The 14,046-nt window shown below is 65.0% G+C and carries 11 protein-coding genes; 9 read left to right on the forward strand and 2 right to left on the reverse strand.

The features are described from left to right. Positions 1-60: 60 nt before the first annotated feature. A complete protein-coding gene (locus ABT392_RS04050) occupies positions 61-3,021 on the reverse strand; it encodes a TonB-dependent receptor (RefSeq protein ID WP_395386528.1) in 2,961 nt (986 codons plus the stop codon). A gap of 176 nt (positions 3,022-3,197) precedes the next feature. Further along, entirely contained in the window at positions 3,198-3,530 is a 333-nt protein-coding gene (locus ABT392_RS04055) for a cupin domain-containing protein (protein ID WP_334278835.1), read from the reverse strand. A 274-nt stretch (positions 3,531-3,804) separates the two neighbouring features. Between ABT392_RS04055 and kduD the strand changes: the two genes are divergently transcribed. From kduD to ABT392_RS04100, 9 genes are all read left to right on the forward strand, one after another. Further along, a complete protein-coding gene (gene kduD / locus ABT392_RS04060; protein WP_334278836.1) occupies positions 3,805-4,566 on the forward strand; it encodes a 2-dehydro-3-deoxy-D-gluconate 5-dehydrogenase KduD in 762 nt (253 codons plus the stop codon). A 69-nt stretch (positions 4,567-4,635) separates the two neighbouring features. Continuing rightward, entirely contained in the window at positions 4,636-5,520 is an 885-nt protein-coding gene (locus tag ABT392_RS04065; RefSeq protein WP_334278837.1) for a carbohydrate ABC transporter permease, read from the forward strand. Continuing rightward, positions 5,520-6,377, forward strand: a complete 858-nt coding sequence (locus ABT392_RS04070; RefSeq protein ID WP_334278838.1) for a carbohydrate ABC transporter permease — start codon at positions 5,520-5,522, stop codon at positions 6,375-6,377. The genes ABT392_RS04065 and ABT392_RS04070 overlap by 1 nt, the downstream gene beginning before the upstream one ends. A 100-nt stretch (positions 6,378-6,477) precedes the next feature. After that, a complete protein-coding gene (locus ABT392_RS04075) occupies positions 6,478-7,617 on the forward strand; it encodes an ABC transporter ATP-binding protein (RefSeq protein ID WP_334278839.1) in 1,140 nt (379 codons plus the stop codon). A 3-nt stretch (positions 7,618-7,620) separates the two neighbouring features. Next, positions 7,621-8,919 (forward strand): ABC transporter substrate-binding protein, encoded by a 1,299-nt coding sequence (locus ABT392_RS04080; RefSeq protein ID WP_334278840.1) that lies wholly within the window; start codon positions 7,621-7,623, stop codon positions 8,917-8,919. An 8-nt stretch (positions 8,920-8,927) separates the two neighbouring features. Then, entirely contained in the window at positions 8,928-10,103 is a 1,176-nt protein-coding gene (locus ABT392_RS04085; RefSeq protein WP_395386527.1) for an oligogalacturonate lyase family protein, read from the forward strand. After that, positions 10,100-12,436: a pectinesterase family protein gene (locus ABT392_RS04090; protein WP_395386526.1), complete on the forward strand. Its 2,337-nt coding sequence runs from the start codon at positions 10,100-10,102 to the stop codon at positions 12,434-12,436. The genes ABT392_RS04085 and ABT392_RS04090 overlap by 4 nt, the downstream gene beginning before the upstream one ends. 62 nt (positions 12,437-12,498) lie before the next feature. Then, positions 12,499-13,311 carry a DNA-binding transcriptional regulator KdgR gene (gene kdgR, locus ABT392_RS04095; protein ID WP_395386525.1) on the forward strand — a complete coding sequence of 271 codons (813 nt, stop codon included), beginning with the start codon at positions 12,499-12,501 and terminating at the stop codon, positions 13,309-13,311. Continuing rightward, entirely contained in the window at positions 13,298-14,044 is a 747-nt protein-coding gene (locus ABT392_RS04100) for a sulfite exporter TauE/SafE family protein (protein WP_395386524.1), read from the forward strand. The genes kdgR and ABT392_RS04100 overlap by 14 nt, the downstream gene beginning before the upstream one ends. Positions 14,045-14,046 lie beyond the last annotated feature (2 nt).

Consider the following 14,046-nt stretch of genomic DNA (forward strand, 5'->3'; position numbering starts at 1 on the left):
CTGAAAAAGGCCATGACTCGCGAGAGCCATGGCCTGTGCTTGCTGGCGCGCTGGCGCAGCTCAGAACTTGTAGCGTGCGCCGAGCATGAACTCGCGGCCCGTCACGTTGTTGACCACCACGCTGTCGCGGGCCCGGCTGATGAACTGGTCGTTGGCCTGGTTGGTCAGGTTGACGCCTTCGAACGAGATGTCGAGGTTCTTGTTGACCTTGTAGGACAGCGACAGGTCGACGTTGCGGGTGCCGTTCTTGCCTTCGACGTCGTTGTTGTTCTGGCCTGGCACGCGGGTCACATAGCCCGAACGGCTGGAGGTCGAGATGCGGGCGCTGAAGGTGCCGTCGTCGTAATACAGCGACGCATTCCAGGCGCGCGGCGACATGTTGACCAGGTCATCCACGATGGGCACCGTGCTGGTGGCCGAGGTGAAGTACGAGATCTTCGAGGTCACGTAGGTGTAGTTCAGCACCGTGCCGAAGTTCTTGCCCCAGGCCGGCAGGAAGGTGAAGGGCTGCTGGAAGTTCAGCTCGACGCCCTTGAGCTTGCCGCCTGGCGTGTTGAAGCTGGAGTTGAGCGCGAACTGCTCCTCGCCAGAGAAGTTGCTCGGCAGCAGGCTCTTCGGAAGGCCGGTGTCGTTGAACTTGACCGTCTGAACCGAGGACTGGATGTAGGTGCCGATGTCCTTGTAGAAGGCGCCGATGCCCAGCAGCGAGTTCTTGGCAAAGTACCACTCGAAGCCGGCGTCCAGCGTGTTGGCGCGGAACGGATTCAGGTTCGGGTTGCCGGTGGTGATGGAGAGGGTGCCGGTGGTGCTGATGCTGCCGCCGGGGTTCATCAACTGCAGGGGCGGACGCGACATGACCTGGGCGGCACCGAAACGGAAGTTCATCTCGGGGTTCAGCTCGGCCGTCAGGTTCAGGGAGGGCAGGATGTCCTCGTACTGCTTGTTGACGGTCACGGCCGTGCCACCGCCGGTGGCGAGGTAGCCGGTGGCGATCACCTCGGTACGGACCACGCGGGCACCGATGTTGCCGCGCACCTTCATGTCGGCCACGCGGGTCATGAAGTCGGCCTGCAGGAAGGCGCCACGGTCGTACTCGGTGACGGCGCGGTTGTTGCCGCGGGCATTGCCGTTGGTGATCGAGGTCAGCCTGAAATCGCCGGGGCCACCTGCCGCGCCGCTCTTCAGGCAGTTGCAGTAGATGTCGTACTGAGAGGCGATGGCGTTCAGGTTCGGGATTGCCCAGGACGTGATCGTGCCGGCCGGCAGGTCCTGGCCCTTGCCGAAGCCGCTCACCATCGTCGTCAGGCCAGACAACGAATCCGGTGCGTACATCGTTTCGACGGCGCGGCGCGACTCATAGGACTCGAAGCTGTACTTCTTGAAGCTGGTGCCGCCCTTGATGGTCAGCTTGTTGGGAATCGCTTCCCAGGCCAGGTTCAGGTTCATCACCTCGTTGCGATTGTTCGTGCCTTGCGGACGAATGCGGATCTCGCTGGCCGTGCCGTTGGTGAGCGCGGTGGCGCCGCCCGTGGGCACGCCGATGATGCCGAAGGAGCTGCCGCCGGTGGTGGCCGGGTCGAAGGGATAGGTGATCGAGGGCAGGCGGTCGCTGCCGCGGAAGTCGATGACGTAGCCGTTCACATTGGCCACGTCCAGGGTGGTCGTGGTCTGGATCGGGTTCTTGAACTTCGAGTCGGCGCGACCGAGCACGCCGGTGAACTTCACGCTGTCGCTGAGATCATGTTCCACCGTCAGCGTGGGCTGGGTGTAGACCGTGGAGAGCTCGTCGAAGCGCGATTCGGCGCGCACATCGACGCCGTTGTACTTGCCGTAGAGCAGGCGGCCGCTGGCGTCGTACTGGGTTTCCAGGACGCTGGTTTGCGGCTTGCCGCCTTGACCCAGGTTGCGGCTGAACGAGATCGCTTCCAGGAAGTCTTCCTGGCGCGTCGCATTCATCTTGGAAAACAGCATGTCCAGCGTCACGAGTGTGTTCTCGGACGGGCGCACCTGGATCGAGCCGGTCAGGCCCAGGCGGTCCTGCTCATGGGTCAGGCGGCCATAGCGCGGCAGGCGTGGATGGAAGTTGGTGGCGGTGCTGGCCAGCAGGTAGGCGGCCTGGTTCTCAGGCGTATTGGGCAGGCGGGCCACGCCTTGGGCGGCCGAGCCGCAGGTGGTGGCGGTGGAGCCGGAAGGCAGCGTGGTTCCCGGGGCAATGGTGGCGCCTTGCGGCGGGCACCAGCCACCCGAAGAAACGCCGTTGTCCCAGCGCACGGTGCTGAAGCCTTCTTCCAGGATGCTGCGCTTGGAATAGGCGCCCGAGAGCAGCAGGCCGATCTTGCGGTCCGCGAAGGTGTCGGCCACCAGGAAGGCCACGCGCGGCGTGGTCTTGCCCGACAGGTCGTTGTAGCTGCCCTTGAGCGAACCGGCGGCGGTGAAGCCCTTCAGGTCGAAGGGGCGGGTGGTTTGCAGGTCCACCACGGCGCCGAGCGAGCCTTCGTCCACTTCGGCGGCCGAGCTCTTGCGCAGCGTCACCGAATTGAACAGCTCGGAGGCAAAGACGTTGAAGTCCATCGTCCGGGTCTTGTTGCTGCCGCCGGAGCTGTCGGTGCCGCCGCTGGCGGTCTGGCCTTCGATGCCGTTGATGCGGGTGCGGGTGAAGTCACCGCCCAGGCCGCGCACGGTGATCTGGCGGCCTTCGCCGGCGTCACGGTCGATCACCACGCCGGGCATGCGCTGCAGCGACTCGGCCAGGTTGGTGTCGGGGAACTTGCCAATGTCCTCGGCCTTGATCACGTCCACGATGCCGGTCTCGTCGCGCTTCTTGCGCAGGGCGCTTTCCAGGGCGCCGCGCAGGCCGCTGACGACCACGGTTTCGAGCTGCGCGGTCTTGGCCTCTGGGGCGGACGCGGCGGCGGCGGGCGCCGGGGCAGCGGTCTGGGCGCTCGCGATCAGCGAGGTCGTGCCCAGCAGGCAGGCTGCGAGCTTGCTCAGGCGCGGAGCCTGTCGGTTGAACTTCTGCATTTGCTTGTCTCCTGTGATGTCTTCATACGGGCGCCCACTTGTCTGTTGGCGCGAGGCGGCTAGTCCATCCGTGTCCCGGGTCTGTGCCCGGGTGACGGCTGCGGGGCTGGGGCGCACGCAGGGCGCCGCTCGATTTCATGCACGGGCCGGCTGCAGTGCCGCCCAGCGCTCTTGATTCAGAGGTAGTCCTCCCGCGGCGGGGAGAACTGGTCCAGCAGCACGCTGTTCGCTTCGAGGGCAACCACGCCGTGCTGCGTGTGATGGGGGGCGACAAAGGCGTCGCCCACTCGCAAAACTTTCTTCTCGCCACCGACCTCGGCTTCGAAGGAGCCCGAGATCACGAAGGCGATCTGGTCATGCACATCATGTGCGTGGGGTGTGCCGATGGCGCCCTTGTCGAAGTGCACCAGCACCGACATCAGCTGGCTGGTGTGGCCCACGATCTTGCGGCGGATGCCGTCGCCCAGCTCGGTCCAGGGGGTGTCGTTGTTGTCGTAGTAGTGGGTCATCTGAAATCTCCTGCTTTGCACGGTGGTGCAAGTTCCTCCCGGCGGCCCGGACTGCTCAAGAGCTTGAGCGCCCGGCAAATGGCCTTGGTGGAACATCGATCCGTGGCTACTATAGCTTCGCCGGAAAGATTTGAAACAGCGGTTCACTAAATGGAAACCATTATTCCGGGAAAGCCCGGAGCTGCGTTAGGCTAGCGGCATTCGCGTTTCGAAACGCCTTTTCATTAAACATTCTGCCGCTGGACAAGCAGCGCATACAAGGACGACCACCATCATGATTCTTGACAGCTTCGACCTGAAGGGCCGCGTGGCCATCGTCACCGGCTGCAATACCGGCCTGGGCCAGGGCATGGCCCGCGCGCTGGCGCAAGCCGGCGCCGACATCGTGGGCGTGAACGTGTCCGAGCCGGATGAAACCCGCCAGCAGGTCGAGGCCCTGGGCCGTCGCTTCCTGGACCTGCGCGCCAATCTCTCGGACATCAGCTGCCTGGAAGGCCTCGTGGAGCAGGCCAAGGCCTTTGGCGGCCGGGTCGACATCCTGGTGAACAACGCCGGCATCATCCGCCGGGAGGATGCGATCAAGTTCAGCGAGAAGGACTGGGACGATGTGATCGACCTGAACCTGAAGACGGTGTTCTTCTTCTCGCAAGCCGTGGCTCGGGTGTTCATGGCCCAGGGCTCGGGCGGCAAGATCATCAACGTGGCCTCGATGCTGTCCTACCAGGGCGGCGTGCGCGTGCCCTCCTACACGGCCAGCAAGAGCGGCGTGATGGGCATCACCCGCCTGATGGCCAATGAATGGGCCTCGCACGGCATCAATGTGAACGCCATCGCCCCCGGCTACATGGCCACCAACAACACGGCCGCCCTGCGCGCGGACGAGGGTCGCAACGCCTCCATCCTCGAGCGCATCCCGGCCGGCCGCTGGGGCACGCCGGATGATCTGGCCGGGCCGGTGGTGTTCCTGGCCTCGAAGGCATCCGATTACGTCAACGGCTACACCGTCGCCGTCGACGGCGGCTGGCTCGCTCGCTGAATTCCCTCTTGATTGAACGACCCGGGCCGCAGAGTCCGGGCGCTCTCACACCGCCGGAGACACGGTGACATGTACGAGAACAAAAAGCTGGGCTTCCTGTTCGTCCTGCCGTTCGTGCTGGGCGTGCTGCTGTTCAAGCTCTTTCCCTTCGTGGCCAGCCTGGCCCTGAGCTTCACGCAGTACGACCTGATCGACCCGCCGCAGTTCATCGGTCTGGAGAATTACAAGGAGCTGGTCGCCAGCGACCCGCTGTTCCGCAAGTCGCTGGGTGTCACGCTGACCTTCGCCATCCTGGCCGTGCCCTTCCGGGTCGGCTTTGCGCTTTTCATTGCGCATGTGCTGAATTTCAAGCTGCGTGGCATCAACTTCTTCCGCTCGGCTTTCTACCTGCCGTCCATCCTCGGTGGCTCGATCGCCGTGGCGGTGCTGTGGCGTTTCATCTTTTCGAAGAACGGCCTGGTCAACCTGATCCTCACGCAGCTCGGCATGGACCCGATCCCCTGGCTGGCCGACGAGCATTTCTCGATGTGGACCATCGTGCTGCTCTTCACCTGGCAGTTCGGCTCTGCCATGGTGATCTTCCTGGCAGCGCTGCAGAACGTGCCGGTCTCGCTCTATGAAGCGGCCGAATGCGACGGCGCCAGCAAGCGCCAGCAGTTCTTCAAGATTACGGTGCCCCTGATCACGCCGGTGATCTTCTTCAACATGATCATGCAGATGGTCCAGGCCTTCCAGGAGTTCAACGGCCCCTACCTGATCACCGAAGGCGGGCCGCTCAGCTCGACGTACGTGCTGGCGCTCTACATCTACGACCAGAGCTTCCGCTTCTTCAACCTCGGCTACGGCGCGGCCCTCTCCTGGGTGCTGTTCGCCCTGGTGGCAGGTCTTGCCGGCCTCTCCTTCTGGAGCAGCAAGTACTGGGTCTTCTACTCCGGCGAGAAGGGAGGCAAGTGATGAGCGAGCCCCTCACTCTTGGCCGCGACCAGGGCAACAAGTGGCTGCGCTATCTGGCGCTGGGCGCTGTGGCCATCGTGATGCTGTATCCCTTGATCTGGCTGGTCGGCGCCTCGTTCAAGAGCAATACCGAGATCTTCACCGAGGTGGGCTTCTGGCCCAGCAGGTTTGATTTCTCGGCCTTTGCCAAGGGCTGGAAGACCAGCACCGAGTACACGTTCGCGACCTACTTCCTGAACAGCTTCCTGATCACGATTCCGCGCATCATCGTCACGCTTGTTTCCTGCGTGCTGGTGGCCTATGCCTTCGCGCGCTTCGAGTTCTACGGCAAGAAGCTGCTGTTCTCGATCATGGTCGGCACCATGATGCTGCCGCTGATCGTCTTGCGGCTGCCGCAGTACCTGATGTTCCGCGAGCTGGGCTGGCTGGACAGCTACCTGCCGCTGATCGTGCCTTCGGCCTTCGCCACCGACACCTTCTTTGTCTTCATGCTGGTGCAGTTCCTGCGCGGCATTCCGCGCGATATGGAAGAGGCGGCACAGATCGACGGCTGCAACGCGCTGCAGCTGCTCTGGCACATCATCGTGCCGATGCTCAAGCCGGCCATCATCTCGGTGATCGTTTTCCAGTTCATCTGGACGATGAACGACTTCATGGGCCCGCTGATCTACCTGGCCTCGGTCGAGAAATACCCGGTGTCGCTGGCGCTGAAGATGAGCATCGGCGCCACCGAGGAAGTCGAGTGGGCCAATGTGATTGCGATCTCGGTGGTGGCCCTGATCCCGTCGGTGGCGGTGTTCTTCGCCGCTCAGCGCCACTTCATCGAAGGCGCCACGTCCAGTGGGGTGAAGGGATGAAGCGCCTTGGCCGGCCTGATGTGAGCCGCGGGCGCGCAGGCGGCCTGACAACCGCAGCCGGTGCCGGCGCCGTAGGAAAAGAGAATCCAGGAGACAAGACGTGGCCCATCTGAGCCTGAAGAAAATCGAGAAGGTCTACCCCAACGGCTTCAAGGCCGTGCATGGCGTGGACCTGGAAATCAAGGACGGCGAGTTCATGGTCTTCGTGGGCCCGTCGGGCTGCGCCAAGAGCACCTTGCTGCGCATGATTGCCGGCCTGGAGAGCATCTCCGGCGGCGACCTGCAGATCGGCGCGAAGCGCGTGAACGAGCTGGCGCCAAAACAGCGCGGCATCGCCATGGTGTTCCAGAACTATGCGCTGTACCCGCACATGAAGGTCTACGACAACCTGGCGTTCGGCCTGAAGCTCGCGAACACGCCCAAGGCCGAGGTCGATGCCCGCGTGCGCCATGCCGCCAAGCTGCTGGAGATGGAGCATCTGCTGGACCGCTATCCCAAGCAGCTGAGCGGCGGCCAGGCTCAGCGCGTGGCCGTGGGCCGCGCCATCGTCAAGAAGCCCGAGGTCTTCCTGTTCGACGAGCCGCTGTCCAACCTCGACGCCAAGCTGCGCGCCTCGATGCGCGTGCGCCTGACCGAACTGCACCGCACGCTGCGCGACTCGGGCCAGCCGGCCACCAGCATCTACGTGACGCACGACCAGGTCGAGGCCATGACCATGGGCGAGCGCATCTGCGTGCTGAAGGAAGGCCGTATCCAGCAGGTCGATACGCCGACGGCGCTCTATGAGCATCCGGCCAATGCCTTTGTCGGCGGTTTCATCGGCTCGCCCGAGATGAACATCAACGACGCCGAGCTGATCGCGCAGGGCGACGGCCGAGTGGGTGTGCGTATCGGTGGCCAGATACTGCCGCTGCCCGCATCCAGGTCGCTACGCCTGAACGGCCGCCTGGGGCCGGTGAAATTTGGACTTCGACCGGAACACATTGGCGTGCTGCCGCGCCCTCAAGGCGACACCCTGGTCGTGCCGGCCAAGCTGCGCTTCTGCGAGCACATGGGCTCGGAGGTCTATGTCCACTTCGACCTGGGTGAGGTGGCGATGAGCACGCGCGTGCCGGCCGACCAGATCGGCGACATCGACCGCCGCGAGCGCGGTTCGGCGCTGGAGCTGCATCTGCAGATGGAACGCTGCCACCTGTTCGAGGCCGACGAGGGCGGCGCCACCTTGCTGCCCCGAGGCTGAGCGATGCAGCGCAGAAATTTCACCGCCGCGCTGGCCAGCCTGCCGCTGGCGGCCTGCTCACGCTCCGGGCAGGACTCGGCCGAAACCGTGCTTCGCTTTGCCTGGTGGGGTGGGGCAGGGCGGCATGAGGCCACGCTCAAGGCCATCGCCGCTTTCGAACGCCAGAACCCCGGCCTCAAGATCAAGGCCGAGTACATGGGTTTCAACGGCTATCTGGAGCGCCTGACCACGCAGATTGCCGGCGGCTCCGAGCCGGACATCATGCAGATCAACTGGGCCTGGCTGGCGATGTTCTCCAAGCGCGGCAGCGGCTTTGCGGACCTCGGCCAGTACAGCCGCCACATCGCCTTGAACCAGTTCAGCGCGGAAGACCTCGATTCGGGCCGCGTCGAAGGCAAGCTCAATGCCTTGCCTTCCGCCTTTACGGCGCGCGTGTTCCTGTGGAACGTGGCGGCCTTCCAGCGTGCCGGCCTGGGCCTGCCCAAGACCTGGGACGACCTCTTCAACGCTGGCCGGGTGTTCAAGGAAAAGCTGGGCGACCAGGCCTACCCGCTGGACGGCGAGCTCTACGACATGATTCTGCTGTCGCAGACCTGGGTGCAGCAGAAGTACGGCACGCCCTATGTGGACCCTTCGGCGCCACGCGTTGCAATGAGCCCCGAAGCCGCGCTGGAATGGGTGCGCTTCTACCGCCGCCTGATCGCCGAGCATGTGGCCACGCCGCTGCCGTTGCGCGCCAGCCTGGGCGGCGCCGAAAAGCCCACCGAGCAGCAGCAGGACTGGGTGGTCGGCAACTGGGCCGGCAACTTCACCTGGGACTCGACCATCCCGCTGCGCGCCGCGACGCTGGACAAGAACCAGAAGATGGTGCTTGGCGACTTCCTGGTCCAGCCTGGCGCCAAGGGCACCGGCATGTTCGGCCGGCCGACCGTGATGCTGGCCATGGGCCGCAACACCCGGCACGGCGAGCTGGCCGCGCGCTTCATCAACTTCCTGCTGACCGATCCGGATGCGATCCGCCTCCTGGGCAAGACCCGCGGCGTGCCGGCCGCGAAGGCGCAGTTCGAGGTGCTGGCGCAAGCCAACAAGCTGCCGCCACTGGAGCTGGCCGCGCATCACCAGATCAAACAGCAGCGCGACGCGGGCCAGGTGCCGGTGCCGGCCAAGCTCTTCGAGCATGCGCGGCTGCACAAGTTCATGCGCGAGGTCTTCGAGACCGTCGCCTATGGCAAGACCACCGACGAGGAGGCCGCACGGCGCCTGGTCGAAGAAGGCAATGCCTTGTTGAAACGAATCAAGTGAGTGAAGCCATGAAAGCCACCCAACGCCAGCTGAAGTTCGAAACCAGCGTCGACCCGGATACCGGCGCGCGCGTCACGCGCCTGACGCCGCTGGACGTGACCTGCCATCGCAACTACTTCTATCAGAAGTGCTTCACCAACGACGGCAAGAAGCTGATCTTCGGCGGAGAGTTCGGACCAAACATTGGCAACCCCGCCAGCCCGAACTGGAACTACCACTTGCTGGACCTGGAAACGCAGGTTGCCACGCAGCTGACCGACCAGCCCGGTGAGAACACCTTCGGCGGCTTTCTCTCGCCCGACGACAAGCACCTGTACTTCGTGCGTGCCGAGCGGCAATTGATCCGTCTCTCGCTGGACGATCTCGCGGAAGAGGTCGTCTACACCGTGCCGCAAGGTTGGGTGGGTTACGGCACCTGGGTGAGCAACAGCGCCTGCACAAAAATAGTCGGCATCGAAATCCATGCGGACGACTGGTTCCCCCTGAACACCTGGCAGAAGTTCAATGAGATGTTCCACAAGAAGCCGCGCTGCCGGCTCTTCAGTGTGGACATCGCAACGGGTCAGCAGACGGTGATCCTGGAGCAGCGCGGCTGGCTGGGCCATCCGCAATACCGCCCGTTCGACGACAACACCGTGGCCTATTGCCACGAGGGTCCGCACGACCTGATCGATGCGCGCATGTGGTTCATCAACGAAGACGGCACGAACCGCCGCTGCGGCAAGGAACACAAGGACGGCGAAAGCTGCACGCACGAGTTCTGGGTGCCGGACGGCAGCGCGATGATCTATGTGTCCTACAACCACAGCTCGCCCGAGCGCTGGATCTGCAGCCTCGATCCGGTCACGCTGGAAAACAAGGTGCTGACCGTCATGCCGCAGTGCTCGCACCTGATGAGCAACTTTGATGGCAGCCTGATCGTTGGCGACGGTTGCGGCAAGGTGAGCAACGACAGCTCGGCCAGCAACGAGATGCTGATCGGCGACCCGTACCTGCATCTGTTCGACATCAAGGCCGGCACGACGCGGCCGATCGCGCGGCACGACAGCGGCTGGGACGTCTACAAGCAGAGCCGCCAGGTCACGCATCCGCATCCGAGCTTCACGCCTGACGGCAAGCAAGTGCTGTTCAGCTGCGACAAGGAAGAGGGCGAGCCCGCGCTCTATCTGGTGGATTTGGCATGAAGACGGGCCTGCTCGCACTGGCGCTGTTGAGCGGCCTCTCGATGGCGCAAGAGCGTCCGCAGATGAGCGATGCCGAAGCCTTGCGTTACCGCGTGGCCGACTACCTCGGCGACTGGCAGCCGGCGCCGCTGGGCGACGCGTCGGCCTGGAAGGCAGACTTCGTTGTCGCGGCTGACGGCAGCGGCACGCACCGCACGCTGCAAGCCGCGCTCGATGCATTGCCGGCCAAGGGCACGAGCGCACGGCGCGTCTACATCCAGCTGAAAGATGGCGTCTACCGCGAGCAGATCTGCGTGAAGGCCAAGGTTCCGTTCACGCTCTATGGCAATGCCGCCGACCCGGCGGCGGCGACCATCGTCCAGGGCCACTACGCCAATGAACCCAAGAAGGTCGGCGAGCCCGCCAACCCCTGCACGCCCGACCTGTCGGCGGCCTTCTATGGCACGGCCGGCAGCGCCAGCGTCGCGATCTTCAGCGATGCGGCGCAACTGGCGCACCTGAGCATTGCCAACGACGCGATGGAAGCCGTGCGCGATGGCCAGGGCTATCCGGCCGGCGTGAGCGAAAGCGGCGGCGCGCAGGCCGTGGCGCTGATGACCGAGGGCGACCAGCTTCAGATGGAGAACGTGCGGCTGACCAGCCACCAGGACACACTCTTCGTGCGAGCGCCGAAGGACAGCCTGGCGCGCGTGCTGGTGAGCCGGAGCCTGATCAGCGGCGATGTGGATTTCATCTTCGGCAATGCACAGCTGGTGATCGACGCATCCACCATCGTCAGCCGCGCCGGTCGTCGCGTGCCGGGCAGCGGAGGCCATGTGCTGGCACCGAGCACAGCGCCGGGCCAGCGGCTGGGACTCTTGATCAACGCCAGTCGCCTGGTCGGTGAAGCCGGCTTGAAGCCGGGCAGCATTTCGCTCGGCCGCGCCTGGGACGCCGGCGTCGCCAAGGGCGCCTGGAAAGCTGGCGAATCGCCCAACGGCCAGGCCCTGATACGCGACAGCCTGCTCGGCGCGCATCTCGGCGGCTGGAGCGCTTCGACCTCGCGCCGCCCCTTCGCTGCCACCGGCGAGGCCGCCAACCGCTTCAGCGAATACCGCAACAAGCCGCTGCCGGCGCTGGATCATGAAACGCTCGCGCCAAATGATGGCTGGGGCGCCGCAGAAGGCGTGACCGGCGGCTCGCAGGCCAAGCCGGAGCGCATCGTCGAGGTCCGCAACCGGCTCGAGCTGGTCAACGCTTTGCGGGCCTTCGGCAGCCATCCCAAGATCATCAAGGTCCGCGGCCGCATCGACCTGAATGTCGATGACCAGAACAAGCCGGTGACGGCCGAGTTCTACCGCGACCCCGCTTTCGATCTGTCTGCCTACCTCAAGGCCTACGACCCTGCCGTGTGGGGCCGCAAGCCGCTGGCAGGCCCGCTCGAAGCCGCGCGCATCCGTTCGGTGAAGAACCAGGCGGCGCGCATCCTCATCCAGCTGCCGTCCAACACCACGCTGATCGGCGTCGGCAGCGATGCCGGCTTCGTCAACGGTGGCCTGTTCCTTGGCAAGGTCGAGAACATCATCATCCGCAACCTGAACTTCTCGGACGCCTACGACTTCTTCACCGCCTGGGACCCCAAGGACGGCGAGTTCGGCGAGTGGAACAGCGAGTACGACAACGTGACCCTGCGTGGCGCGCGCCGCGTCTGGGTGGACCATTGCACTTTCGACGACGGCGGCCGGCCCGACCCGGGCGAGCCGGTGCTGCTGGGTCGGCGCGTCCAGCGTCATGACGGGCTGTTGGACATCACGCAGCAATCCGACCTGGTGACAGTGTCCTGGAACCAGTTCCGCAACCACGACAAGACCAACCTGATCGGCAGCAGCGACGGCCAGAAGCTGGACGAAGGCAAGCTGCGCGTGACCTTTCACCACAACCTCTGGGAGCAGGTGAAGGCGCGCACGCCGCGGGTGCGCTGGGGCCAGGTCCACCTCTACAACAACCTCTACGTCGGCCGCCCCGACGGCGACTACGCCTTCGAGTATTCGATCGGCGTGGGCGCGAAGTCGCGCGTGTTCAGCGAGCGCAATGTCTGGGAATTGCCCTCGAGCATCGCCGACCCGCAGCGCCTGGCCAAGCTCTGGAAGGGCGACGCCTTCTTCGACCGCGGCTCGCTGCTGAATGGCCAGCCGGTCGACCTGCTGGCCGCCTTGCGCGCGGCCAACCCGGCTGCCACGGTCAGTGGCGATGTCGGTTGGGCGCCCACTTTGCACCTGCCCTTGGATCCGGCCGAACAGGTCGCGGCCAAGGTCCGGGCCGGCGCGGGCGCGGGGAAACTCCAGCCGGAGTGACCTTGGCAAGGCCTTAGACTAGCCAGATTGTTTGAAACACCAGACCGAAGAAATCAAAACGCATGGACGACGATTCGATTGACGTCAGCAAGCAGCAGCCGGAGTCGGTGGCCGCGGTTCTCAAGGTGTTCGCGATCCTGCAGGCCTTGTCCGAGCAGCGCGACACCGGCATTTCCGAGTTGTCGGTGCGCCTGGCCATGCCCAAGGCCACGGTCTACCGCTTCCTGCAGACCATGATGACCCTGGGCTATGTGCGCCAGGAAGCCGGCAGCGAGCGCTACGGCCTGACCATGCGCGCTTTCGAGCTGGGCGCCAGGGCGCTGCAGTATCCGGAGCTGATCGACCTGGCCAAGCACCACATGCAGATGCTGGCCGACGCCACCGGCGAGACGGTTCACCTGGGCACGCTGATCGACAGCGAGATCATCTATGTGCACAAGGTCGATTCGCGCCACATGCTGGGCATGTACTCGCGCGTCGGCCGCCGGGCGCCCATCCACTGCACGGCCATCGGCAAGGTGCTGATGGCCTGGGAGCACCCGGAGCGCCGCGACCGTGTCTTGAAGGGCGCCGAGTTCAAGCGCTTCCGCGACAAGACCATCGTCGAGCCGGCCGCCTTCCTGGCCGAGCTGCAGCGCGTCAAGGCCCAGGGCTTTGGCGAAGACCGCGAGGAATTCGACGACCACATCCGCTGCCTCGGCGTGCCCATCTTCGACCGCCTGGGCCAGCCGATTGCCGGCATGAGCGTCTCCTTCCCGACCTTCCGCTACGACGAGGCGCGCGAGCCCGAGATCGTCAAGATGCTGCAGGACGCCAGCCGCGACGTCTCGACCCGCCTGGGCTGCACACGCTTCCCGCTGGATGCTGCCGGCTGAAGCCGCGCTGCTCGCCGGCGCTGCCTTTGCTGCCGGCGTGCTCAATGCGATTGCCGGCGGCGGCAGCTTCCTGACCTTCCCGGCCCTGGTCTTCTGCGGCGTGCCGCCGATTTCGGCCAATGCCACCAGTGCGCTGGCCGTCAGCCCGGGCTACTTTGGCAGCACGCTGGGCTTTCGGTCCGAGCTGAACGCAATGCCGCGCCAGCGGCTGTGGCGTGAGGGCCTGATCGCCTCGTTGGGCGGCGTGGCCGGCGCTTTGCTCCTGCTCATCACGCCGGGCAAGCTGTTCTCTGGCCTGGTGCCGTGGCTGCTCCTGTTCGCTACCCTGATGTTCGCTCTGGGGCCCTGGCTCCTGAAGCGGCTGGGGCAGGGGCAAGACCTGGCACGCTGGCGCACGCCGGGCCTCCTGCTGGTGGCCATCTACGGCGGCTACTTCAACGGCGGCCTGGGCATTCTCCTGATGGCGCTCTACCTGCTGACCGGCGAGTCCGATCTGCATCGCGTCAACGCGCTGAAGAACCTCAATTCCCTGGTGCTCTCCTGGCTGTCGGTGGCAGCCTTTGTGCTGGCTGGTGCGATTGCCTGGGAGCCCGGCCTCCTGATGATGGCCGCAGCCACGGCCGGGGGCTTTGCCGGCGCGCGGCTGGCCAAGCGGATGTCCGTCGCCTGGGTGCGCGGCGTCGTCATTGCCACCGGCCTCGTGATGAGCGCCTTGTTCTACGCGCGCGGCTGAGG

The sequence above is a fragment of the Paucibacter sp. JuS9 genome (assembly GCF_044043925.2).
Taxonomy (GTDB): domain Bacteria; phylum Pseudomonadota; class Gammaproteobacteria; order Burkholderiales; family Burkholderiaceae_C; genus JAUASW01.

Bases quoted from the DNA above. Each gene is read 5' to 3' on its own strand.
- ABT392_RS04050 (WP_395386528.1), bottom strand. From the start codon at position 3,021: ATGCAGAAGTTCAACCGACAGGCTCCGCGCCTGAGCAAGCTCGCAGCC.
- ABT392_RS04055 (WP_334278835.1), bottom strand. From the start codon at position 3,530: ATGACCCACTACTACGACAACAACGACACCCCCTGGACCGAGCTGGGC.
- kduD (WP_334278836.1), top strand. From the start codon at position 3,805: ATGATTCTTGACAGCTTCGACCTGAAGGGCCGCGTGGCCATCGTCACC.
- ABT392_RS04065 (WP_334278837.1), top strand. From the start codon at position 4,636: ATGTACGAGAACAAAAAGCTGGGCTTCCTGTTCGTCCTGCCGTTCGTG.
- ABT392_RS04070 (WP_334278838.1), top strand. From the start codon at position 5,520: ATGAGCGAGCCCCTCACTCTTGGCCGCGACCAGGGCAACAAGTGGCTG.
- ABT392_RS04080 (WP_334278840.1), top strand. From the start codon at position 7,621: ATGCAGCGCAGAAATTTCACCGCCGCGCTGGCCAGCCTGCCGCTGGCG.
- ABT392_RS04085 (WP_395386527.1), top strand. From the start codon at position 8,928: ATGAAAGCCACCCAACGCCAGCTGAAGTTCGAAACCAGCGTCGACCCG.
- ABT392_RS04090 (WP_395386526.1), top strand. From the start codon at position 10,100: ATGAAGACGGGCCTGCTCGCACTGGCGCTGTTGAGCGGCCTCTCGATG.
- kdgR (WP_395386525.1), top strand. From the start codon at position 12,499: ATGGACGACGATTCGATTGACGTCAGCAAGCAGCAGCCGGAGTCGGTG.
- ABT392_RS04100 (WP_395386524.1), top strand. From the start codon at position 13,298: ATGCTGCCGGCTGAAGCCGCGCTGCTCGCCGGCGCTGCCTTTGCTGCC.